The organism is Helicobacter pylori (assembly GCF_001653475.1).
Taxonomy (GTDB): domain Bacteria; phylum Campylobacterota; class Campylobacteria; order Campylobacterales; family Helicobacteraceae; genus Helicobacter; species Helicobacter pylori_CM.
The window spans coordinates 614,976-638,841 of the sequence record NZ_CP011487.1; the positions used below are offsets into that span (position 1 = coordinate 614,976).

17 protein-coding genes and 2 pseudogenes are annotated in these 23,866 nt (G+C 39.8%); 6 read left to right on the forward strand and 13 right to left on the reverse strand.

Annotation, left to right across the window (positions count from 1 at the left end; genetic code table 11):
• Positions 1 to 17: 17 nt before the first annotated feature.
• The 12 genes and pseudogenes from AA974_RS03030 to AA974_RS03085 form a co-directional block, all read right to left on the reverse strand.
• Complete coding sequence (locus AA974_RS03030) at positions 18 to 404, reverse strand: diacylglycerol kinase (protein WP_064433364.1); 387 nt, start codon at positions 402 to 404, stop codon at positions 18 to 20.
• Entirely contained in the window at positions 397 to 1,425 is a 1,029-nt protein-coding gene (locus AA974_RS03035) for a hypothetical protein (RefSeq protein WP_080471007.1), read from the reverse strand. The genes AA974_RS03030 and AA974_RS03035 overlap by 8 nt, the downstream gene beginning before the upstream one ends.
• A 9-nt stretch (positions 1,426 to 1,434) precedes the next feature.
• Positions 1,435 to 1,626, reverse strand: coding sequence for a hypothetical protein (locus AA974_RS07550; protein ID WP_080471008.1), 192 nt, complete (start codon positions 1,624 to 1,626; stop codon positions 1,435 to 1,437).
• A 179-nt stretch (positions 1,627 to 1,805) separates the two neighbouring features.
• On the reverse strand, positions 1,806 to 2,306 hold the full coding sequence (locus AA974_RS03045; RefSeq protein ID WP_064433365.1) for an acetone carboxylase subunit gamma: 501 nt from the start codon (positions 2,304 to 2,306) through the stop codon (positions 1,806 to 1,808).
• A 23-nt stretch (positions 2,307 to 2,329) separates the two neighbouring features.
• Positions 2,330 to 4,627 carry a hydantoinase B/oxoprolinase family protein gene (locus tag AA974_RS03050; RefSeq protein ID WP_064433366.1) on the reverse strand — a complete coding sequence of 766 codons (2,298 nt, stop codon included), beginning with the start codon at positions 4,625 to 4,627 and terminating at the stop codon, positions 2,330 to 2,332.
• Positions 4,628 to 4,638: 11 nt separating this feature from the next.
• Positions 4,639 to 6,782 (reverse strand): annotated as a pseudogene (locus AA974_RS03055) (hydantoinase/oxoprolinase family protein).
• A 194-nt stretch (positions 6,783 to 6,976) separates the two neighbouring features.
• Complete coding sequence (locus AA974_RS03060) at positions 6,977 to 7,978, reverse strand: lipid A deacylase LpxR family protein (protein WP_064433367.1); 1,002 nt, start codon at positions 7,976 to 7,978, stop codon at positions 6,977 to 6,979.
• 126 nt (positions 7,979 to 8,104) lie between these two features.
• Entirely contained in the window at positions 8,105 to 9,469 is a 1,365-nt protein-coding gene (locus AA974_RS03065) for a TIGR00366 family protein (RefSeq protein WP_064433368.1), read from the reverse strand.
• A gap of 18 nt (positions 9,470 to 9,487) precedes the next feature.
• Positions 9,488 to 10,111 (reverse strand): 3-oxoacid CoA-transferase subunit B, encoded by a 624-nt coding sequence (locus AA974_RS03070; RefSeq protein ID WP_064433369.1) that lies wholly within the window; start codon positions 10,109 to 10,111, stop codon positions 9,488 to 9,490.
• Positions 10,108 to 10,806, reverse strand: coding sequence for a CoA transferase subunit A (locus AA974_RS03075; RefSeq protein ID WP_064433370.1), 699 nt, complete (start codon positions 10,804 to 10,806; stop codon positions 10,108 to 10,110). The genes AA974_RS03070 and AA974_RS03075 overlap by 4 nt, the downstream gene beginning before the upstream one ends.
• Positions 10,807 to 10,816: 10 nt before the next feature.
• Positions 10,817 to 11,993: pseudogene (locus AA974_RS03080) on the reverse strand (acetyl-CoA C-acetyltransferase).
• Positions 11,994 to 12,557: 564 nt separating this feature from the next.
• Positions 12,558 to 13,370 carry a 3'-5' exonuclease gene (locus AA974_RS03085; RefSeq protein WP_064433371.1) on the reverse strand — a complete coding sequence of 271 codons (813 nt, stop codon included), beginning with the start codon at positions 13,368 to 13,370 and terminating at the stop codon, positions 12,558 to 12,560.
• Between the two features lie 136 nt (positions 13,371 to 13,506).
• Here AA974_RS03085 and feoB point away from each other — a divergent pair, with 136 nt between their 5' ends.
• Positions 13,507 to 15,435: a ferrous iron transport protein B gene (gene feoB / locus AA974_RS03090; RefSeq protein ID WP_064434054.1), complete on the forward strand. Its 1,929-nt coding sequence runs from the start codon at positions 13,507 to 13,509 to the stop codon at positions 15,433 to 15,435.
• Between the two features lie 247 nt (positions 15,436 to 15,682).
• Positions 15,683 to 17,986: a TonB-dependent receptor family protein gene (locus AA974_RS03095; RefSeq protein WP_064433372.1), complete on the forward strand. Its 2,304-nt coding sequence runs from the start codon at positions 15,683 to 15,685 to the stop codon at positions 17,984 to 17,986.
• A gap of 45 nt (positions 17,987 to 18,031) precedes the next feature.
• Here AA974_RS03095 and fliP read toward each other — a convergent pair whose 3' ends face one another.
• The gene (gene fliP / locus AA974_RS03100) at positions 18,032 to 18,778 is read right to left on the reverse strand and encodes a flagellar type III secretion system pore protein FliP (RefSeq protein WP_064433373.1); all 747 of its coding nucleotides are present in this window, start codon (positions 18,776 to 18,778) and stop codon (positions 18,032 to 18,034) included.
• Between the two features lie 89 nt (positions 18,779 to 18,867).
• On the opposite strand from fliP, the gene glmU reads away from it, so the two are divergent.
• The 4 genes from glmU to AA974_RS03120 all read left to right on the forward strand — a co-directional run bounded on the left by glmU (position 18,868) and on the right by AA974_RS03120 (position 23,805).
• Positions 18,868 to 20,169, forward strand: coding sequence for a bifunctional UDP-N-acetylglucosamine diphosphorylase/glucosamine-1-phosphate N-acetyltransferase GlmU (glmU, locus tag AA974_RS03105; RefSeq protein ID WP_064434055.1), 1,302 nt, complete (start codon positions 18,868 to 18,870; stop codon positions 20,167 to 20,169).
• Positions 20,170 to 20,386: 217 nt separating this feature from the next.
• A complete protein-coding gene (locus AA974_RS03110; protein WP_064433374.1) occupies positions 20,387 to 20,722 on the forward strand; it encodes a hypothetical protein in 336 nt (111 codons plus the stop codon).
• 39 nt (positions 20,723 to 20,761) lie between these two features.
• Positions 20,762 to 21,268, forward strand: a complete 507-nt coding sequence (locus AA974_RS03115; protein ID WP_064433375.1) for a hypothetical protein — start codon at positions 20,762 to 20,764, stop codon at positions 21,266 to 21,268.
• Positions 21,269 to 21,438: 170 nt separating this feature from the next.
• Positions 21,439 to 23,805, forward strand: coding sequence for a ribonucleoside-diphosphate reductase subunit alpha (locus tag AA974_RS03120; RefSeq protein ID WP_064433376.1), 2,367 nt, complete (start codon positions 21,439 to 21,441; stop codon positions 23,803 to 23,805).
• The last annotated feature ends 61 nt before the right edge of the window (positions 23,806 to 23,866 follow it).

Consider the following 23,866-nt stretch of genomic DNA (forward strand, 5'->3'; position numbering starts at 1 on the left):
GTCTCCCTAAAATTTAATTACTTCAAATAAAGCGTTAAAAGATAACGCCCCCAAATAAAAGCCCAAAAAATAAGCCCTATCAGTTGGGCTGAACTGGCCATGTCTTTAGCCTTTTTAGCTAAAGGGTGGAACTCTTTGCTGGTAAAATCCACAGCCTTTTCAATAGAGCTATTGATCAATTCAATGACTACCGATAAAAAACAAGGCAAGATCAATAGCCCCCATTCTAAAAAATCTTTGACTAGATAGCTCGCTAGAACGATACAAAAAAGAGCCAAAATGGTGATTTGCCTGAACGCGCTCTCTTCAGCCCATGCGCATTTAAGCCCGTCTTTGGAATAAAAAAGGGCTTTAAAAAGGCGTTTAAACCCTTTAGCTTTGGGGGGGACTTTGAAATCACTCATGGCTTATTGTGTAAGATTGGAAGAAATTCACGCTAAGGCTTTCTAACAGAGCGTTAAAAGTAAGCTTGGTGTTGTCTTTAGCTTGGGCGTTAAGAGCGATTTGGGATCGTTTATCTTTAGCCATAGAAACAAAGGCTTGCAACAATCCTTTAAAATTTTGTTGGAGCTCTGCATCGTCTTTAAAACGGGATTGGAACAAGGTCATAAAATAGTTTTCTAAAGAAGCTAACGCGCTTTCATAAGAGACGCTAGGGGTTTGAGAACGCAAGCTAAAATAAGGGGAAAAAAAGCCCAAACTCTCTTTATTTTGGTGGTAAAAGGCTTCTAAAAGGTTTTTAAGATGGCGCGCTTGGATAGAAACACCCAACTTTGGCGCTAAAAAACGCAGTTTGTCTTGCAACTCTTCTATGGCTTTAGTGTCTTTAGAACTCAAGGTTTTAAAAATATTTTTAAGGGATAGATTTTCTTGCGCCTCCATTAAACCCTCTTGAAAAAAAGTGTAAGCAAGGATATTCTCTGCATTAGTCAAATCGCATTTTAAATTGTCGTTTAAGGTTTTTTCATCTAAAGCGTTGAATTTTAAAGAGCAATTCAAACGCATGGGTTTGATTTTTTCCAATAAGGCATTCAAGTCTTTTAGGGGGATTTGATGGATTTTTTGCTGAATGGATTGTTCTAAAATAAGGGATTTGATTTGAGAATGGATAGAAAGGATAAGAGAGCTCTTATCTAAAGAATTGAGCTTAACACTCAAATTTTTAAAATCCACAATAGGGGAGTTTTGAGAATCTAAAAAACGGAGCTCTTTAGAAACGCATGCAATTTTAAAAAACCCTCCGCATTCAAAAGGAGCGCCTACAATCCCCATGCCCTTAATTTGGGGGCGTTGATTTAAATAAGCGTTAAGATAAGCGCTTAAAGATTTTTTAACCGACATGCTAGTAAAGAAGATAAACACCCCTAAAAGCACGCAAATTAAAGCCCCAATAACCACCATCCAAGACATGAATTTTTTAGTCAAAAAAACCCTTTATTTCATTGAAAGTATAGCGATAGAACCCATAAAATACATTTTCTTATTTTTAGAGATATTGACAATATCTTGCAGTAATTTTTCGCCATTTTCTTCTTTCCGAGTGCAGTTCCGCTGGTGTGCAAGAATAGAAAATATCGTGTTGGTTAGGGCAAAAAAGTCGTTAGCGATGCCTTGTGTTACTTTCATAGCTTTTCCTTTTAGGTGGATTAAGATTATACCGAGTATTAAATCAAAAAAAAAGAAAAAAGCTTAAATTTTTTAATTTGTAGCTAAATTTGTTGGGATTGAAGAAAATTTGCTTGAGTTGAATTAAGCTTTTAGCACCAAGAGGCATAAAGCCTCTCTATAAAAAGGATTGAGCGATTTTAGCGTCTTTCTGGGGGCTGTATGCCTAGCCAATCTTTATAAAATGCCTCTATATCAGGTTCAAAATCATGGACCACAGGATACCAAGGAGTTGGGGCTTCAACATCTAAAAGGATGCCGCAGTCCGGGCAAATATACTCCCGATACACTTGCCAGTTAGTATCACTGGCTAAGAGTTTAGGATACACCTCTTCCATTTTTTCTGCCGTATCGCGCACATAGATGTTTGCATGCAATTTCCAGTTCTCCTCTGGAGTGCAAAACGCATGACCGCATGAACACTTAATAACCCACTTCTTTTGAGAATCTTGCACCACAAACAGATGCGGCCCCAAGGGTAAAACGATTTTGTCATCAAAATCTACCTTATCTTGCAACACCTTCAAATACATTTGAAACCTTTCATGATCTTTAGGCATGCTAAGCATTTTTAAGACAGTGTTCCAATCCAAGTTCCCCTCTACCAAATTTTTAATTTGTTCTTGTGTGTATTTTGACATAACCATTCTCCTTCACAAAAATCTTATTTCTCATCAACCAACACAACCGTGCGCACATCAGGCAATTTGCTCAAATCCATCCTGTATTTAGATCCATAGGTGAATACGCCAAGCTCATCTTCTTTCACAGTCCAATTTTTTGGCAAGTTCCAAAATGTTTTAAAATCGCTTAAAAACTTAGGCGAGAGATCAAAGCTAGTCGCATACATGTGTTTAACCTGTTTGGAAGCCTCTTTTTCAAGGATAGCGTTTCTTTCTTGCTCCATCCATTGTTTTACCGGTATGGATCTAGCCTTTCTGTTTTCAAGAATTTCTTTTCTTCTGGCTTTCGTTTTGGCTTCATCGCCTACCCAAATGCCGTCTTTATTTTGACTCACAATCGCACCATAAACCTTGTAAGCGTATTCTGGCAGTAGCTGTTTGCTGTTTAGATCTTCTAAAATCGCATTCAAATCCCTTTCAATAGGATCGCCAAATCCAGGACCGCCTTTGATGTAATTCAAATACAAGTCATAATTATCAAAGCAGTTCTCGGTGGTGATGCATTGCTTATCCCTTTTGACTTGAGACGCATGAGAAATGTGCTTTTCATAATCTCGATCAGTTGGGTTAAAATCGCCCCCCAAAGGCAAGCTGGCGTTATTTTTAATCCTGTTTTTTAAATCGGTGTTGTGCGCTTCAAACCTATAGCCACTGGCCGCTGGATAGCCCCCCATCATACCCCAATCGCTATTCATATAGCCATTACCCATAAAGAACATGGTCCAATCATGCGCTCCCCACACCATTCTTAAGGTTTCAAACCCGTTACCGCCTCGATATTTCCCATACCCACCAGTATTGGCTTTGACATTCCTGCCTAGATAAAGAAGAGGTTCTGCCATTTCCCAAATTTCAACATCGCCCATATCGCCCTCTGGATTCCAAATAGCCGCTGCGTGATTTAAGCCGTCTTTTATTGCGCAAGCTCCAGTCCCACAAGAACTCGTCTCAAAGCTATTCACCGCATGGATTTCTCCATCCTGGTTGATACCACCGCCTTGTAGCCAATTGGAAGTATTAGCGTTTCCAGAATTGACCTCTTCTAAATACCCTCGGCTGTAATACGCTTGAGACAAGCCTCTCCACAAAGCGCTCCAACCTGATACCAAGAAATGCCACGCATAAGCATGCCCGGTGCGCCTGTCATCTGGATTCATCCAAGTCCCTTTTTTAAGCTTGAACTGCGTAGCGAAATAAGCACCATCATTGATGCGAGAAGTGGGTATCAATGTTTGAGTCATCATCACCCAAATACCGCTAGTAAAAGACACTTGGTTGCAATTAAAAGAGTGCCATCCCCACCTAGAGGCGCCTTCAAAATCCAATTTCCATGTAGCGTCTTTATTGATAGTGATTTCCACAGGAGAGTGCATGATCGTGTCTAGCTTAGCAAATTCAGAGCACACGCCAATATCCTTATGCGCATAAGGCACATCCACGAACGCTACCTTTCTGTATTTGCCCGGTATGGTCATGGATTTGATCCTAGAGATAAGGCCTCTTCTCCCCTCTTCAATCACCTCATCAATAAATCGCATGTAAGAATCGATGCCGTCTTCTTTAATGACTTCCATCACTAAATCCCTAATCATATGGCATCCTGCAATCCTAGTCCTTTCATCTAGAATCCAATATTTAGGCGTTCTTACCGATCTTTGAGATTCATGCAACCAATCTTTAAAACTTTCATCGTTCGCTCCTGTCTTACGGCAAGTGATCATGTATCCATCCCCAAATCTTTGAACCTGTCCAGTGCTCATTGAACCTGGAGTAACCGAACCGGTATCAATCACATGCGTAACACCGCCTACCCACCCGATCAATTTTTCATCGTGAAAAATAGGCACAAGAGTCATAATATCGCATGGGTGCACATTCCCAATTGCGCAGTCGTTATTGGTGAAAATATCCTTATCATTGATGCCTGGGTTATCTTCCCAATTATTCTCTACCATGTATTTGATAGCTGATCCCATAGTGCCTACATGGATAATGATACCCGTAGAAGTCAGCACGCTATCGCCCACAGCGTTATAAAGCGTGAAGCATAATTCCCCCTCTTGCTCAACAATAGGGCTTGCAGCAATCCTTTTAGCCGTTTCTCTGGCATGCACGATACCGCCTCTGAGTTTAGAGAACATTTTCTCATAACCGATCGGATCTCTTTCTTTAAACTCTAGTTTTTTGAGACCATTATAATGCCCTGTTTTTTCTGTCCTGGCTAGGATTTCATCTCTAGCTTGTTTTAAAGTTTTGCCGTTTTTCAATAAATTTGCCATTTTGAACTCCTTTATTTAATTTCTTTCAAGTGGAACAATCGGTGTTTGTCTAGTCTTGTCGCAAAGCCTCTAGGTATCACGAAAGTGGTCGCATCTGATTCCACAATCGCAGGCCCTATGACTTCATTTCCAGGCAATAATTTTTCCATTTGCCACACATCTGCATCCACCCATTGCTTATGCCGATAGAATTTTCTAACGCCTATTTTGGCTTCTTTTGGAGGCGTAGCGCCATGTTCTTTTTCAACCGGAATCACAGGTTTTTGCGTAGCCACAACACCACGCATGATCACGCCGGTCACGCTAAAACCAAGCTCTGGAGAACACGCTGATTCAGAATAAACACGAGCGTAGGTTTTTTCATATTCTTTGACAATCTCATCCCAATCAGCCACGCTTGCAGCTTTTGAGACAGGAGAAGTGATCTCTAAGTCGTTCAATTGCCCCATATACTGCATCCTGTATCCAGGTCTTAAGATCACATCTTTTTGAGAAAATCCATTGATCTTGAACTCTTCAATCACTTTGAGAGTCAATTCATCCCATGCGTCTTGAATGATCTTGCATGCTTCTATTTTTGACTTGTCTGGAGAATACTGCGGAATGGCAATATCCACGCTCTTGTCGTATCTGTATTCAAAATCAGCGCAAGCACAACCAAAAGCACTAAATCCAGCCGCCCACGCAGGCACTACTACATCCTTAAACCCTAAGCCTTCTGTATAGCCATAGGTATGCACAGGACCCGCACCACCATATGAAAAGCACACAAAATCAGACGGACTATACCCTTTAGCGCTAATATTGGATCGCAAGTATTCTTTAAGCTCCAAATCAAGCAACTCAATCACACCCGCAGCCGCATCTTCTACGCTAATGCCTAGCGGATCAGCGATTTGCTCTTTAATGTGCTTTTTAGCCCTATCCACATCTAATTTAATCAAACCGCCTAAGAAATTATCCGGGTTCAAATAGCCTAAAACAATATGGCAATCTGTCACCGAAACCGTATCTAATCCGCTGTCTTTCCAACAAGTGCCAACTCTATACCCCGCGCTGTCAGGTCCTAGTTTAACAGATTGGCTGTGCGGATCAATGCGCACAAAACTCCCAGCACCAGCACCAACGGAATCCATAGCCACAAGCGGTAAGGATAAAACAAGGCGTGCCATATCAGGGTCAGAAGCGATGTTGAAATTGCTCTTAACGATAAGCGCCATATCAAAGCTCGTGCCACCAATATCGCTGCATGCAATATTGTCATAACCAAGCGTTTCACCTAGCAATTTAGATCCAATCACGCCTCCAATAGGACCGCTCACAATAGTCCTAGCGAGCTCTTTAGCTTTCCAGCTAATGGTGCCTCCATGCGTTGCCATCACACGAAGATCAAATTTAGCGCCATGCTCTTTGAAGCGGTTGCTGACTTTAGAGAGAGTTTGCCTGCTTGGCTCAGCCGCATAAGCTTCTAAGATAGTGGTGTTCATTCTGTGGCTTTCTTTTCTTTGAGGGTAGTAATCCACAGAAGCGAATACAGGAATATTTTTACCCAATTTTTCAATCTCTTTTAACGCTATATCTCTAACGATGCGCTCGCTTTCAGCGTTTTTATGAGATATTGCAACAAGCAAATCACAATGGCCTTTGCGCCTGCTTCTAAAAGCTCCTTAACCGCAACTTTAACCTCTTCTTGGCGCACTGGGATAACCACTTGCCCCTTGACATCGGTTCTTTCTGTAACGCCTCTAATCCTTTTTAAAGGAATCAGCGGATCATCATACTTGTGCGTGTTGATATGCAACCTTTCTTCTAGCGCATACCCCAAGTAGGATTGCAACGCCCTGCCCATAGAATGCATTTGCTCAAAACCCTTATTGCAAATCAGACCCACTTCCATCCCACGCCTTTGGACGACCCGATTGAGCATCGCCGTTCCTGAGTACACGCAAGTGACCAACTCTGGATAAACCTTACTCACATCTGATTTCCAGTGCGATAAAGCGTCTTGTGAGCTATTGTAAATAGCTAAGCTCTCATCTTCTGGGTTGCTTTGGGCTTTACCAACTACGAAACTGCCATTTTCTTTCACAAAAAATGTGTCCGTCATGGTGCCACCGGCATCAATGCCCATCACCTGAACTCTTGCGTCTTTCATTTTTTAGACTCCTTAACATTAAAGTGTTGCTCAATGCAACCTGTTCAGGTTATAGGACAAATTTTAAAATGGAAATCGTTTATTTCAAAGCCAGTCAATAACAATGTGAAAATTTGATACATAAAGTGAAGAATAGTAATAATTCATTCAAAAAAATATCATATTAGGAAGAAAAATATTAAACCTATATTAAATCAAAAGGCGAAATTCAATTCTAAAGTGCCGATTTGATGGTGCTTAGGCTGGGATTGGAAGGTTTTACTAATATCGGTGATTGTAAAAGCCACCCTAAAGCTACGCCACATCATAGCCGCTCCTATTTCACTGGTATAAACAAAGTATTCCAAATTAGCAATGCCCCTAGTTTCAGGGCTATTGCCTTGAATGAATATGTTAAGGGGTTGGAAGCGCCCAAAAGCCCCTACAAAAAAATAGATGGAAAATTTATCGCTATAAGGCATGCCTCCATCAAAAGCGGTATTGACCTTATTGACACCATAATCAGCGTCTAGGTTATACCCAGCCCTAAAGAGCGAGCCGAGTTGGAAATAATCTCTCGCATTACCCAATTCCACATTAAACCCAGGCATTAACTCCATAGAAAAAAAACGAGTCTTTAAAAGGGGGACTTTTTTGAGCAATTGGTAGTGTAATTCAAAGATAAATTCGTTTTTGAGCTGTGTGTTCCAGCCATAAAATTGGGGGTCATGACCCCATTTATGAATGAGATGCTGCGTTTGAGCGGCCAAAGAATCTTGCCCTGTCGTGCCTAAAGAAAGCGTGAATAACTCCATAAAAGTTTGGTGGCGGTTATACACATTCAAATTCACCCTCAAATACCCCCCATAAGGGTGGTTGTCATGCAAATGCACCAGTTTTCTGTTTTCAAGTGAAGGGGTATACATGTCTTGGGCGAGGGAAATGCCAAAACGAGTAACCCTAGGGCTTTTATTGAAAAACCCTAAATACGAAGTCCATTTCATCGCTTTATTTTTAGAAAAATCAAACTCTTTAGTAGAAAAGCCTATTTGATTGCCTGCGGTATAATACTCATCAATGTAGGGATTGATATAACCATCATTTTCCGTCATCAAATTGATAGAATAGCGTTTAGAGGGCGTTAATGGGGTGGGAATAACCTCTTTTGCCCATGCAAACATTCCTAATAATAAACATAAAATAAATTTGAAAAACAAAACACTTCCTCTTAGGTTATTATGGGGTTATTGTAACGAAATAAGGCTTAATTACAAGAGCGTTTAAGGGGTGAAAAGAGAAAACTTTACTCCATCAAAAAGAGCGTGGTTTTAGGCATAAAAAACTCACACTAAAAAATAAAACACCCCACACACGACTAAGCCTACAAAAATTAAAGTCAAAACGCAATAGCCCATAATATCTTTAGCGCCCAAACCCGCAATGGCTAAAGCAGGCAAAGCCCAAAAAGGCTGTATCATATTCGTCCAAGCGTCTCCCCAAGCGATAGCCATAGAAACCACTCCCGGATCCACTCCTAAGCTTTGACCTGCAGGGAGCATGATGGGAGCTTGAATCGCCCATTGCCCTCCGCCAGACGGGATGAAAATATTGACAATTCCTGCACTCAAAAAAGTCATGAGCGCGAAAGTTTTTTCATTAGCGATGTGCGTGAAGGCTAAAGAAAGCATTTGCGCTAAAGAATGACCCCCCACGCTATGGCTTGCCATCATCCCCATAATCCCGGCATAAAAAGGGAATTGCAATAAAATCCCAGCCACACTCCTAGCGGAATGGTTGATCGCTTTCACATAAGCTAAAGGGGTTTTATGGAGCAAAATCCCTAAAAAAAGGAAAATCGTATTGACAGTGTTTAAACTAAGCCCTCCTCCTTTAAAAAAATAAATACCAAGATACCCAAAACCCAAAAAAACCAAAAGATAAGAAAGCAAAGCACTGTTTTCCAAAAAATGCGCAATCGTTTTGTCTTGTTGGTGGTCAATGAGTTCTGTTTCCTTGTATTCGTCTTTTAAAAGCTTTGCGTCAATCTCAATAATTTCTTCCTTTTTAGGGTGGATTATTGCCATTAAAAAGGGTAACCCTACAAGAATAATCCCTATAATGATTAAATTATAAGCAGAAAAAATCGTCTGACTGATAGGAATAGCTTTTTCAATCACCCCAGCGCTTATTTTGGATAGGTTTTCATTTTGGGTGGCAACGCTTAAAGGGATAGAGCCTGATAAACCCCCATGCCAGATGACAAAACCCGAATAAGCGCTAGCAATAAGCAGCCTGTAATCCACCCCTTTAACATTTTTTGCAATCTCTTTTGCAAAAATTGCACTAATCACTAAGCCAAAACCCCAGTTGATCCAATTAGCGATTAATGATAAAAAAGTAACCAACCATAAAGCCGTATAATACCCTTTAGGTAAAGACGCTAGATATTTTAAAAGTTTTTGGACTAATTTAGCACTAGCCAAAGCCTGACCCAACACTAAAATAAGAGCCATTTGCATAGAAAAACCTAAAAGCGTCCAAGCACTATTCCCCCAACTAGAAATGACAGATGAAGCGTCTTGCCCTGTCAAGCAATAAACAAGAACAAACACGATAAACGATAAAAGAGCGACCAAGACAAAAGAGTCCGGCAAACATTTAGACGCCAAAAACACGCACACTGAAGTCAAATGCCTTAATAAAAACATAAACACCCCTTTTATAAGCTATAGGCGTGCTTCAAATTCAGCTTCTGTTTTTTCTCTCACTTGATCAAGGCTGACCCCCTCTTGCAATTCCACTAATTTCATGGCGTTATTGGAAAACTCAAACACCGCTAAATCCGTTATCAATTGATGCACCACGCCTTTTCCTGTTAAGGGCAATGAGCATTCTTTTTTCACTTTAGACTCCCCATATTTGTTGCAATGCTCCATGATGACAATCACTTTTTTAGCACCATGCACCAAATCCATAGCCCCTCCCATGCCTTTTATGAGCTTTTTAGGGATCATCCAATTAGCCAAATCCCCATTTTGTGAGACTTCCATCCCTCCTAAAATCGCTAAATCAATATGCCCCCCACGAATCATCGCAAACGAATCCGCACTGTTGAAAAACGAAGCACCCGGCACCACAGTTATGGTTTCCTTGCCCGCATTAATGAGATCCGCATCTACGCCCCCCTCTAAAGGGTAAGCACCAATCCCTAACAGCCCGTTCTCGCTTTGGAAAACGATATTCATCCCGCTCACTTCATTAGCCACAAGCGTGGGCAAGCCTATCCCTAAATTCACATACATGCCCTCTTTTAATTCCTTTGCCGCTCTTTTAATGATAGCCTCTCTCATTTCGCGCTCCTTGTCGTGATTTTTTCTATCCGTTTTTCAAATTTCTCGCCCTTATAAATGTGTTGCACATAGATTCCTGGCAAGTGTATTTCATCTGGGTCTAATTCCCCAGCCGGAACAATTTCTTCCACTTCAGCGACGCATATTTTTGCCGCCATCGCGCACAAGGGATTGAAATTCCTAGCTGTCTTTCTAAACACCAAGTTCCCAAGAGTGTCGCTTTTATAGGCTTTAATAAGCCCGTAATCGCCCGTTATCGCTATTTCTAAAATATACTCTTTGCCGTTAAATTCCCTTGATTCTTTGCCTTGAGCGATCAAAGTCCCAACACCGGTTGGGGTGTAGTAAGCGGGTATCCCAGCCCCTCCAGCGCGCAAGTTTTCAGCCAGCGTGCCTTGCGGTGTCAAAACGACTTCAATTTCCCCATTCAGCATTTGCGATTCAAAAATCTTATTTTCCCCCACATAGGAAGCGATGATCTTTTTAATCTGCTTTTTTTCCAAAAGAATGCCAAGCCCAAAATCATCAACGCCGCAATTATTGCTCACGACAACCAAATCCTTGATGCCTTTCTTATAAATATAATCAATGGCGTATTCGGGTATCCCGCACAGCCCAAAACCGCCCACTAAAATAGTATCCCCATCTTTTAACCCACTCAATGCTTTGTCTAAATCGGTTATAACCTTGTTCATCTCATTCTCCTTATTTTTGTTCCACTATCACAGAAAGACCCTGTCCGCCACCCACACACAATGACGCACAACCAACGCCATGACCGCTTTTTTTCATTTCATGCAACAAAGTCACTAAGATCCTAGCGCCGCTTGCGCCAATAGGGTGACCAATCGCTATCGCGCCTCCATTCACATTCACGATATTGGGGTTTAATTCAAGCTCTTTTAACACGGCTATGCTTTGCGCAGCGAAAGCTTCATTGAGTTCAAAAAGATTGATGTCATTGAGATTCATTTTGACATTTTTAAGATTGTTTTTAATAGCGATGCTAGGGCATATACCCATTATATCCGGACTGCAACCACCCAAACCAAACCCCTTGATAGCCGCCATTGTTTTTAACCCTAATTTTTGCGCTTTTTTAGCGTTGCATAAAATGATAACGCTCGCACCATCATTGATCCCTGATGAATTCCCTGCCGTTACTGATCCGTCTTTTTTGAAAGCGGGTTTGAGCTTTGCAAGGGATTCTAGAGTCGTGTCTCTAGGGTATTCGTCTTCTTTAAAAACAACCACGCCTTTTTTATTCGCTATTTCAATAGGTGTGATTTCTTCTTGGAATTTCCCTGCATTAATGGCGGCTCTTGCTTTAAGTTGCGATTGGAGCGCGAAAACATCTTGCTATTCTCGGCTTATGCGGTATGCTTGAGCGACATTATCGGCGGTGATCCCCATGTGGTAATCATTGAACGCATCCCACAATCCGTCATGTATCATGGAGTCTATCATGTTCGCATTCCCCATTCTTTTCCCGTCTCGCATGTCAAACGACAGATAGGGCGCTGCACTCATATTTTCCACGCCACCACACACCACCACCTCATTGCGCCCAAGCATGATGCTGTCATGCGCTAATTGAATGGCTTTCATAGACGATCCACAAACCATATTGACGCTAAAAGCATTCCTGTCATTAGGAATGCCAGCGTCCAGTTGGATCTGTCTGGCGATATTTTGACCCAAACCGGCGGATAAAACATTGCCTAAAATGACAGAATCCACAGCACTAGGCTCAAGACCGCTCGCATTCAAAGCGTCTTTAAGCACGCTAACACCCATTTCTCTAGTGCCCACATTCTTTAGAGAGCCTAAAAAACTCCCTACAGCACTACGCTTTGCCCGCTACTACAACCACTTCGTTCATGTCTTTGCCTTTAAGTTGATTTGTTAATCATAGTATCACTTTTAGGTGATTGACACCCTAATAGGTTTGATTTTGTTTCAGGTTTTGTTTTAGATTGAGAGTGATCCGTTTATTTTTTTCACAAAAATATTATTCTTATCATTCAATGGTTATTGCGCAATTTTTTACATTCAACACAAATTAGTTTAAAACGATAATGATTAGCTTTTAAGCTATAGCCTATCTTAGTGATAGACTATATTGTTTATTAAAGACTGAAAGTTTTATTAGCGCGTAAGTTGGTATAAATACCTATATTTTCATCTTTATCTTCTATGATAAGATAATAACTTACAGCTTCAAGCGGTATTTTTGATATTGATACACTCATTATATAAATAACCATGAATACCACAATATAAATGGTCTATTTTACTATTATCTTCTATCTTCACTCAAGCAAGATCCGTCAGTATAAACGATAGCTTTTAATTTTTTATTTTCTTCTAAAATCATATTTTCCTCCAATTATTTTATACCAAATACCAATTGGTTTTGATTATCCAATAAGGTTTCAATAGGGTTTCAAGCAAACTCCCTAATCTCTTTCTCTAAAGCGTTAATAAAAACGCTTGAATAGGATTTTTCCTTAGGGAATTTTTCTAAAAAATCGCTCAATAGCCCAAGGTATTGCTCCTTATTTAAAGCCCCTTTTAACACTTCGTATTTCAAAAAAAGCCAGTAAGTGTTAAGCACATCGCTTTGGCAATAGCTGTCAATAACGCCTTTTTTCTCCTTTTGGCTTAAATGTGGGTTGTAATAAATCGCATGCACTAAATCCCCGCTCACATCAAATTTACCAGGAATATTCATCATGGAGCAAACGCCATTTAGATTCAAACCCCTAACGGATCCATAATGGCTCAAGCTATCCATTAAATCCAAATGAAACTGCTCGCTATAGCGAGAGCGGTAATTTTCCCACTTGTTTTCTTGGCTGTAAAAAGCGTCTAAAGTTAAATTGTATTTAAGGGCTTTGAGCGTGAGTAGGGGCATATCAAAACCTCTGCCATTGAAGCTTATCAAGCGCGGTTGCTTTTCGTTAAAGTATTTGAAAAAGTCCTCTAAAAGCTCTTTTTCGCTTGTAAAATCCTCTTTATTCTCGTGTCTTTGACCAAAATTCCCCACTTTGATAAATTGCCCGTAATCATCGCCTATGACCGCTGCAATGGAGATAATTTCATGCAAATAAAGAGGCAAAAACTCGCTCCCGCTTTTTTCTTTTTGCTTTTCAAAACTCCATTCACAGATTTTTAGCGCATCATCTTCTTCTAATTGAAAATGCTCTTTACACAAACTCATGCTAGGAATGGTCTCTATATCAAACACGCACAACATCACACGCCCCTTTCGCGTTTTAACATTCTTGTCTCGCTTTTATTATATAACAATTAGTCTTATAGCGCTATAGTGCCAGCTTTTAATATCAAAACGATATAACCAAAAATTAAAAAACTTATTTGGAGAATTGGAAGTGGAAGAAATCATTGTCGCTCTTGTGGGCCAACCTAATGTAGGGAAATCGTCTCTCATCAACGCTTTGAGCAACGCCCATTTGAAAGTGGGGAATTTTGCCGGGGTTACCGTGGATAAGATGGAAGTGAGTTTGATCCATAAAGAGCATCAAATCACTATCATTGATTTACCTGGCACTTACGCGCTCAATGACTTCACCACTGAAGAAAAGGTTACTAAAGATTTTTTAGAAAAAGGGCAATACGATCTCATTCTTAATGTGGTGGATTCCACCAATTTAGAGCGTAATTTAGCCTTAAGCGTGCAATTATTAGACACGAATAAAAAAACGCTTCTTGCGCTCAACATGTGGGATGAGGCGCAAAAAGAAGGCATTAAAATCAATACAGAAAAGCTTTCTCAAGAATTAGGGGTTGTGTGCGTGCCTACAAGTGCAAGATCCAAAGAAGATCGCTTGAATACAGAGCTTTTATTAGATGAAATGGTCAGAATTTATTCTCAAAATACTGCAAATAATGAAAGCATAAAAGTCCCGTCTCAAAGTTTTAAAGAATCTTTAAAATACAGCCAGAGCGCTCAAAGAATCGCTCAATTAGTGATCAGTGAAAACAAACAAAATGCGAGCTTTGAACACACTTATAAGATTGATAAGATTTTAATGCACCCTCGTTATGGGATTTTCATTTTTTTAGGGTTTATGTTTATCATTTTTTCCTTGAGCTTTTTAATAGGGGGGGGAGCGCAAAAAGCGCTTGAAGAGGGGTTTAAATTTTTGAGCGATAGCGTTAAAGAAAATGTGGCTAATGAAGATTTAGCGTCTTTGGTAGGCGATGGCATTATTGGGGGAGTGGGAGCGACGGTTTCATTCTTGCCTTTAATCGTGGTGTTGTATTTTGGGATTTCCTTACTAGAGACGACAGGCTATATGAGTAGGGTAGCGTTTTTATTAGATGGGATCTTGCATAAATTTGGCTTGCATGGGAAGAGTTTTATTCCTTTAATCACCGGTTTTGGCTGCTCTGTACCCGCTTACATGGCGACAAGAACCTTACAAAACTATAACGAACGATTGATCACGCTTTTTGTGATAGGCTTTATGAGCTGCTCGGCAAGACTCCCTATTTATGTGCTGTTTGTAGGCTCGTTTTTCCCTTCTTCGAGTGCGGGGTTTGTGCTGTTTTGCATTTATATTTTGGGGGCGGTTGTGGCGTTAGTGATGGCAAAATTACTCAAATTAAGCGTGTTTAAAGGACAGACTGAATCCTTTATTATGGAAATGCCCAAATACCGCTTGCCCAGTTCTAGAATGATTTATTTCAGTATCTATACCAAATCGCTTTCTTACCTTAAAAAGGCCGGGACTTATATTTTAGTGGGAGCGATTTTAATCTGGTTTATGTCTCAATACCCTAAAAGCGATGCGGCTATGAAAACCTATAAACAAGAAAGCTTATTAGTGGATAAAGACACCACCCTTTCAAGCGAAGCTAAAGAAGAAAAATTAAAAGAATTAAAAACAGAATTGGATAAAAAGAATTTAAAAAACAGCATTGTAGGGAGAGGTGGGGCGTATTTAGAAAAAGTCTTTAGCCCTATGGATTTTGATTGGCGTTTGAGCGTCTCGCTTGTAACCGGATTTATGGCTAAAGAGGTGGTGGTTTCTACTTTGGGGGTGTTATTTTCTTTAGGGGATCAAAATGAAAAATCTGACGCTTTTAGAGAGATTTTAAGAAAAGAAGTCAGCGTGCCTAGCGGGATCGCTTTTATCGTGTTTGTGATGTTTTATATCCCTTGTTTTGCAGCGACCATTACTTTTGGTAGGGAAGCTGGGGGGATCAAGTTTGTAGCGTATTTGTTCATCTTCACAACCGTTGTAGCGTATGTATTTTCCTTGATAGCTTTTTATGCAACTCAAATTTTGGTTTAAAAGCTAGTCAAGGTTCAAAAACCCTTTATTGGTTTAAAATTCCCCCATTAGAAATATTAAAAAATTTTTATTTTTATTTTTCTCCTAATCTTTTCTATAAACATTCGCATTAATCGGCATTTTTGATAAAAAAAGCTATTAATTTAATTTAAATAATTATTGTCTCAAAATTTAAGTTAGAAATAATAATAATTATTATAGAATCCGCCTTATTGTAAAAAGAAACATTTTTCATAAAAGGTGGTAAATGAAAAGAATTTTAGTCTCTCTGGTTGTTTTGATTCATAGCGCGCATGCCATGAAAACTCACAATTTGGAAAGGGTAGAAGCTTCAGGGGTGGCTAACGATAAAGAAGCGCCTTTAAGCTGGAGGAGCAAGGAAGTCAGAAACTATATGGGTTCTCGCACGGTGATTTCTAACAAGCAACTCACTAAAAGCGCGAATCAGAGCATTGAAGAAGCTTTGCAAAATGTGCCAGGCGTGCATATTAGAAACGCTACCGGTATTGGTGCTGTGCCTAGCTTTTCTGTTAGGGGGTTTGGTGGGGGGAGTTCAGGGCATTCCAATACGGCTATGGTTTTAGTCAATGGGATCCCTATTTATGTTGCGCCCTATGTTGATATTAGCATTCCTATTTTTCCTGTAACCTTTCAATCTGTAGATAGAATCAGCGTGACCAAGGGTGGGGAGAGTGTGCGTTATGGCCCTAATGTTTTTGGCGGTGTGATTAATGTGATTACTAAGGGCATTCCTACCAAGTGGGAGAGTCAGGTGAGCGAGAGGGCCACTTTTTGGGGCAAATCTGAAAATGGGGGCTTTTTCAATCAAAATTCTAAAAACCTTGACAAGAGCTTAGCCAATAACATGCTTTTTGACACTTACTTAAGAACAGGGGGCATGATGAATAAGCATTTTGGAATCCAAGCTCAAGCCAACTGGCTTAAAGGGCAAGGGTTTAGATACAACAGCCCTACAAACATTCAAAACTACATGCTAGATTCATTGTATCAAATCAATGATAGTAATAAGATCACTGCTTTTTTCCAATATTATAATTATTTTATGGCAGACCCCGGATCTTTAGGTATAGCCGCTTATAATCAAAATCGTTTTCAAAACAACCGCCCTAATAACAATAAAAGCGGGAGAGCGAAGCGATGGGGAGCTGTGTATCAAAACTTTTTTGGGGATACGGATAAAATAGGTGGGGATTTCACTTTTAGCTATTATGGGCATGACATGTCAAGGGATTTTCAATTTGATTCTAATTTTTTGAATGTCAATACCAATCCTAAATTAGGCCCTGTTTATACCGATCAAAATTATGCAGGATTTTTTATCTTTGATCATTTAAGGCGTTATATAATGAACGCATTTGAGCCTAATTTGAATTTAGTTGTCAATACCAATAAAGTTAAACAAACTTTTAATGTGGGCATGCGTTTTATGACAATAGATATGTATTTTAGATTGGATCAAAGCACATGCGAAAAAACCGATATTATCAATGGGGTGTGCCATATGCCTCCTTTTGTTCTTTCTAAAAAACCCAGCAACAATCAAAACTTGTTTAACAACTATACAGCGGTATGGTTGAGCGATAAAATAGAGCTTTTTGATTCTAAATTGGTGATAACTCCAGGGATTAGATACACTTTTTTGAACTATAACAACAAAGAGCCAGAAAAGCATGATTTTTCTGTATGGAAGATTACAAAAAAGCGTCAAAACGAATGGAGTCCCGCCCTTAATATTGGCTATAAACCTATGGAAAATTGGATATGGTATGCGAACTACCGCCGCAGTTTTATCCCTCCACAACATACAATGCTAGGCATTAGTAGGACCAATTACAACCAAATTTTTAATGAAATTGAAGTAGGGCAACGCTATAGTTATAAAAATCTATTGAGCTTTAATACCAATTATTTTGTGATTTTTGCCAATCGTTACTATGCTGGAGGCTATAGCCCACAGCCTATTAACGCTAGGAGTCAAGGGGTGGAATTGGAATTGTATTACGCGCCAATTAGAGGTTTGCAATTTCATGTGGCTTACACTTACATTGATGCGCGCATCACTTCTAACGCTGATGATATTGCTTATTATTTTACAGGCATTGTCAATAAACCATTTGACATTAAAGGGAAGCGTTTGCCTTATGTGAGTCCTAACCAATTCATATTTGACATGATGTATACTTACAAGCACACGACTTTTGGTATCAGTAGCTATTTTTATAGTCGTGCCTATAGTTCCATGCTCAATCAAGCCAAAAGCCAAACCGTGTGCCTGCCCTTAAACCCAGAATACACAGGGGGGCTAGAGTATGGTTGTAATTCAGTGGGGTTATTGCCCTTGTATTTTGTGTTGAATGTTCAAGTAAGCTCAGTTTTATGGCAAAGCGGTAGGCATAAAATCACAGGAAGTTTGCAAATCAACAACCTTTTCAACATGAAGTATTATTTTAGGGGGATTGGCACAAGCCCTACAGGAAGAGAGCCCGCACCAGGGAGATCCATTACAGCGTATTTGAATTATGAGTTTTAAACGGGTTTTTAAGCTATTATTTTATAGCTTGAATGCTTGTTAATATTAAACCGTTTTAAAACTCGCTACTAAATTTTCGGTCAATAAATTAAACCCATCCACCAGAATAAACACTAAAATTTTAAAAGGCAGAGAAATCATTACAGGCGGGAGCATCATCATGCCCATCGCCATTAAAATAGAGCTGATAACCATATCAATCACCAAAAAAGGCAAGTAGAGTAAAAAGCCGATTTGAAACGCTGTTTTCAACTCGCTTATCATAAATGCCGGGATTAAAACGCTCAAACTCACATCATCAGGGGTTTTAGGGTTAGGCAGGTTTCTAATCCTAAAAAAAAGGGCTAGATCCTTTTCTCGTGTGTTTTTAAGCATGAATTCCTTGAAAGGCAGAGCGCTTTTTTCAAACGCTTCGGTGTAAGAAATTTTTTTATCCATATAAGGCTTAATCCCTGTATCATAAGCCTTTTTCAAGCTAGGTTCCATGATGAAAAAAGTCAATATCAAAGAGAGCGAGACTAAAATTTGAGTGGGTGGGGTTTGTTGCGTGCCTAAAGCGGTCCTTAAAAAAGAAAACACCACGATCAAACGGGTGAAACTTGTCATCACTAAAATCAATGACGGGGCTAAAACTAAAAGCGTGAGCAGGGCGATAACATTAAGAGTGGTTACAAGCTGCTTAGGATCATTAGGAGCGTTTAAAGAGAGATTGACGCTGGGTAGCGTGCTATCAGCACTCATTAAAGGGCATATTAAAGGGCAAATGAGAATTAAAAAAATAAAAAAACGCAAAATTCTAGCCTTAAATCTTTGATAAAAAATGAAGTCAAATTATAAGATAAGGCATGTTAAAATTCCCTAAAATAAGTTTAAGGATTTTAATGCTTTCTGTAATCATATTAGCCGCTGGTAAAGGCACTCGCATGCATTCTAGCCTGCCTAAAACTTTACACACGATTTGCGGGGAGCCTATGTTATTTTACATTTTAGAAACGGCTTTTTCAATCAGCGATGATGTGCATCTTGTCTTACACCACCAACAAGAACGCATTAAAGAAGCGGTGTTGAAGCGTTTTAAGGGCGTAATTTTTCGCACTCAAATCGTGGAAAAATATTCAGGGACAGGTGGGGCCATCATGCAAGAAGATAAAACGCCTATTCCCACCCAACATGATCGGGTTTTGATTTTGAATGCGGACATGCCCTTAATCACTAAAGACGCTCTCGCCCCCTTATTAAAAAGCCATAATAACGCTATAGGCTTACTTTATTTAGCTGACCCTAAAGGTTATGGGCGCGTTATTTTAGAAAACCACCAGGTTAAAAAGATTGTAGAAGAAAAGGACGCTAATGATGGAGAAAAAACCATTAAAAGCGTGAATGCAGGCGTGTATGGGTTTGAAAGGGGGTTTTTAGAAAAATACTTACCCAAGCTCCATGACCAAAACGCCCAAAAAGAATACTACCTTACGGATTTGATCGCTCTAGGAATCAATGAAAACGAAACAATTGACGCTATTTTTTTAGAAGAAGAGTGTTTTTTAGGGGTGAATAGCCAAACAGAAAGGGCGAAGGCTGAAGAAATCATGCTAGAAAGACTGCGAAAAAACGCCATGGACTTGGGGGTAGTGATGCAATTGCCTAGTAGCATTTATTTAGAAAAAGGCGTGAGTTTTAAGGGGGAGTGTGTTTTAGAGCAAGGGGTGCGTTTGAGTGGGAATTGTTGGATAGAAAACGCGCATATTAAGGCTTATAGCGTGATAGAAGAGAGCCAAATTGTTAATAGCAGTGTGGGGCCGTTTGCCCATGCGCGCCCTAAAAGCGTGATTTGTGATAGCCATGTGGGGAATTTTGTAGAGACTAAAAACGCCAAACTTCAAGGCGCTAAAGCAGGGCATTTGAGCTATTTAGGGGATTGTGCGATAGGGCAAAACACCAATGTAGGGGCTGGCGTGATCACTTGCAATTACGATGGTAAAAACAAACACCAAACGATCATCGGTGAAAATGTCTTTATAGGGAGCGATAGCCAGCTAGTCGCCCCCATAAATATCGGCTCTAATGTCTTAATCGGCAGCGGCACAACCATCACTAAAGACATTCCTAGCGGTTCGTTGAGCCTTTCACGCGCCCCTCAAACCAACATTGAAAACGGGTATTTTAAGTTTTTTAAAAAATCTTAAAGAGTTTGAAAAATCGCTTTTACAGAAAAAATTGCAATGTTTTAAAAAATCCTCTTTTTATTCTTAATTATTTACTTTAATCCTGTAATTTGTGAAGAAACAAAACACTTATTGGGATTTTTGTGATATTTTTATGATTTATAACAATGCTTCCAATAGGATTGTGGTATAAATATTCTTATCAAGGTGTGCCAAACATGCCTTGAATCTCAATTTTATGAAAGGATTTGTTATGAGTGGATTGAAAACATTTAGTTGTGTAGTGGTTTTATGCGGTGCAATGGCTAATACGGCTATAGCTGGTCCTAGAATAGAGGCAAGGGGTCAGTTTGGTAGAGATATGGGAGGAGATATTGGTTCAGCAATGGGAGCTGCTAGAGGGCCGTTAGGAGCTGCGATTGGGGGTCAGCTTGGTCGGGAAATAGGCGATAGGGTAGAAGATTTTATCCGTGATTTTATAGACAGAGAGCCTCAAACTAAAGAGCCACAAGCCCCAAGAGAACCTATCCGTGATTTTTATGATTACGGCTATAGTTTTGGGCATGCTTGGTAATCTTAAATGAGCCAAGGTGATTGGGGGAAAGGAAATAATATGGATACTACAAAAGAGAACTTGAATGGCTCAAAAGAGCGTTTGAGCATCTCCGAATATCAATGGGCAGTGTCTCTAGTCTATGGGGGATGTCTCTCTATAACCACTAGGATTTTTTATCACATCAATGGTTCAGCTAGCGATTCGACCTTTGACCCTAAAAATAGCTATTATTTGTGGCTAATGGCTCTAATAGCGGCTTTGTTGTCTAATCTCTTGTTCAGCCCGAAAGGCAGGTCGGCAGGTTATTTAATTGCTGAAACTTGGCAAGGGTTCCCTAAGTTTTTTAAAGCCATTTTTAAGGCTAGGTTTTTTGGCGCGTTTTATGATGCTGTGTTAGGAGCGAGACTAAGGGATTTTTATATGGTGCTTTCAATAATGCCCTTTGTTGCCGCTATGCATGAAATTTCGGCGTATTTTGGGCATCCTAGCAACTTTCTTGTAGAGTGTTTGGTCATTTTTGGGTTTCAATGTTTTCTTAAGCTTTGCACTAAATTAGGGTGGTGATTTAACCCAAGTGCCATTAAATGGAGGGGGTATAAAAAATTAAAAAACTTTAAAACTCATTCTCATTAATAGAACAGATCCAACTTGAACTTTTCTTTTTCTTAAGTTTTTTATTGATACAATTCCAAATTTAAAAAACAAACGATTTAATTCAAATTTAAGGAAAAATTTTGATTACGGTGGTTAAACGAAACGGGCGCATTGAGCCTTTGGACATTACAAAAATCCAAAAATACACTAAGGACGCTACGGACAATTTAGAGGGCGTGAGTCAAAGTGAGCTGGAAGTGGATGCGAGGTTGCAATTTAGGGACAAGATCACTACTGAAGAAATCCAGCAAACTTTGATTAAAACCGCTGTGGATAAGATAGATATTGACACGCCCAATTGGAGCTTTGTCGCTTCAAGGCTTTTTTTGTATGATTTATACCATAAAGTAAGTGGTTTTACAGGGTATAGGCATTTGAAAGAGTATTTTGAAAACGCTGAAGAAAAGGGCCGCATCCTTAAGGGCTTTAAGGAAAAATTTGATTTAGAGTTTTTAAATAGCCAGATCAAGCCTGAAAGGGATTTCCAGTTCAATTATTTAGGGATTAAAACCTTGTATGATCGCTATTTGTTAAAAGACGCCAACAACAACCCTATTGAATTGCCCCAACACATGTTTATGAGCATTGCGATGTTTTTAGCGCAAAACGAACAAGAACCCAATAAAATCGCTTTAGAATTTTATGAAGTTTTAAGCAAGTTTGAAGCGATGTGCGCGACTCCCACTCTAGCGAACGCTCGCACCACTAAACACCAGCTAAGTTCATGCTATATTGGCAGCACGCCGGATAATATTGAGGGGATTTTTGACAGCTATAAGGAAATGGCGCTGTTGTCCAAATACGGCGGAGGGATTGGCTGGGATTTTTCTTTGGTGCGCTCTATTGGGAGTTATATTGATGGGCATAAAAATGCGAGCGCTGGCACGATCCCTTTTTTAAAAATCGCTAATGATGTGGCGATTGCGGTGGATCAATTAGGCACACGAAAGGGCGCAATTGCGGTCTATTTGGAAATTTGGCACATTGATGTGATGGAGTTCATTGATTTAAGGAAAAATAGCGGCGATGAAAGGCGAAGAGCACACGACTTATTTCCGGCTCTTTGGGTGTGCGATTTGTTTATGAAAAGGGTTTTAGAAGATGCGATGTGGACTTTGTTTGACCCTTATGAGTGTAAGGATTTGACTGAGCTTTATGGGCAGGATTTTGAAAAACGCTATTTAGAGTATGAAAAAGATCCTAAAATCATTAAAGAATACATTAACGCTAAAGATTTATGGAAAAAAATCTTAATGAATTATTTTGAAGCCGGCTTGCCTTTCTTAGCCTTTAAAGATAACGCTAATCGGTGCAACCCGAACGCTCATGCAGGCATTATTCGATCCAGCAATCTGTGCACGGAAATTTTTCAAAATACCGCGCCTAACCACTACTGCATGCAAATAGAATACACCGATGGCGCCATAGAGTTTTTTGAAGAAAAGCAGTTGGTAACGACAGATAATCATATCACTAAATGCGCCAACAAGCTCACTAGCACCGATATTCTTAAGGGCAAGCAAATCTATATCGCTACTAAAGTCGCTAAAGACGGGCAAACAGCGGTGTGCAATCTAGCGAGCATCAATTTAAGCAAGATCAACACTGAAGAAGACATTAAAAGGGTTGTGCCGATCATGGTTAGGCTTTTAGACAATGTGATTGATTTGAATTTCTACCCCAACCGCAAAGTCAAAGCCACCAATTTACAAAATAGAGCCATAGGGTTAGGGGTTATGGGTGAAGCGCAAATGCTCGCAGAACATCAAATCGCTTGGGGGTCTAGAGAGCATTTAGAAAAAATTGACGCTTTAATGGAACAAATCAGCTACCATGCGATTGACACGAGCGCGAATTTAGCGAAAGAAAAAGGGGTTTATAAGGATTTTGAAAATTCAGAATGGAGTAAGGGGATTTTCCCCATTGATAAAGCCAATAATGAAGCCTTAAAACTCACCGAAAAAGGGCTTTTTAACCACACTTGTGATTGGCAAGGTTTGAGAGAAAAAATCAAAGCCAATGGCATGCGTAATGGCTATTTAATGGCGATCGCTCCCACAAGCTCCATTTCTATTTTAGTGGGCACAACCCAAACGATTGAGCCCATTTATAAGAAAAAATGGTTTGAAGAAAATTTGAGCGGGCTTATTCCTGTTGTAGTGCCTAATTTGAATTTAGAAACCTGGAATTTTTACACATCAGCCTATGATATTGATGCTAAAGATTTGATTAAAGCAGCGGCCGTGCGCCAAAAGTGGATCGATCAAGGTCAAAGCATTAATGTGTTTTTACGCATAGAAAACGCTAGCGGTAAAACCTTGCATGAAATCTACACGCTCGCTTGGAAATTAGGGTTAAAATCCACTTATTATTTGCGCAGCGAAAGCCCTAGCATAGATGAAAAAAGCGTGCTGGATCGATCGGTGGAGTGTTTTAATTGCCAATAATATAAGCTTAAATAAGCTAATCTTTGCTAAAATGAGATTCAAAATTATTTAAGGAAGATGA

Excerpts from the sequence above, each read along its gene's own strand:
- AA974_RS03030 (WP_064433364.1), bottom strand. The coding sequence starts at position 404 with ATGAGTGATTTCAAAGTCCCCCCCAAAGCTAAAGGGTTTAAACGCCTT.
- AA974_RS07550 (WP_080471008.1), bottom strand. The coding sequence starts at position 1,626 with ATGAAAGTAACACAAGGCATCGCTAACGACTTTTTTGCCCTAACCAAC.
- AA974_RS03045 (WP_064433365.1), bottom strand. The coding sequence starts at position 2,306 with ATGTCAAAATACACACAAGAACAAATTAAAAATTTGGTAGAGGGGAAC.
- AA974_RS03050 (WP_064433366.1), bottom strand. The coding sequence starts at position 4,627 with ATGGCAAATTTATTGAAAAACGGCAAAACTTTAAAACAAGCTAGAGAT.
- AA974_RS03065 (WP_064433368.1), bottom strand. The coding sequence starts at position 9,469 with ATGTTTTTATTAAGGCATTTGACTTCAGTGTGCGTGTTTTTGGCGTCT.
- AA974_RS03070 (WP_064433369.1), bottom strand. The coding sequence starts at position 10,111 with ATGAGAGAGGCTATCATTAAAAGAGCGGCAAAGGAATTAAAAGAGGGC.
- AA974_RS03075 (WP_064433370.1), bottom strand. The coding sequence starts at position 10,806 with ATGAACAAGGTTATAACCGATTTAGACAAAGCATTGAGTGGGTTAAAA.
- AA974_RS03085 (WP_064433371.1), bottom strand. The coding sequence starts at position 13,370 with ATGTTGTGCGTGTTTGATATAGAGACCATTCCTAGCATGAGTTTGTGT.
- AA974_RS03095 (WP_064433372.1), top strand. The coding sequence starts at position 15,683 with ATGAAAAGAATTTTAGTCTCTCTGGTTGTTTTGATTCATAGCGCGCAT.
- glmU (WP_064434055.1), top strand. The coding sequence starts at position 18,868 with ATGCTTTCTGTAATCATATTAGCCGCTGGTAAAGGCACTCGCATGCAT.
- AA974_RS03110 (WP_064433374.1), top strand. The coding sequence starts at position 20,387 with ATGAAAGGATTTGTTATGAGTGGATTGAAAACATTTAGTTGTGTAGTG.
- AA974_RS03115 (WP_064433375.1), top strand. The coding sequence starts at position 20,762 with ATGGATACTACAAAAGAGAACTTGAATGGCTCAAAAGAGCGTTTGAGC.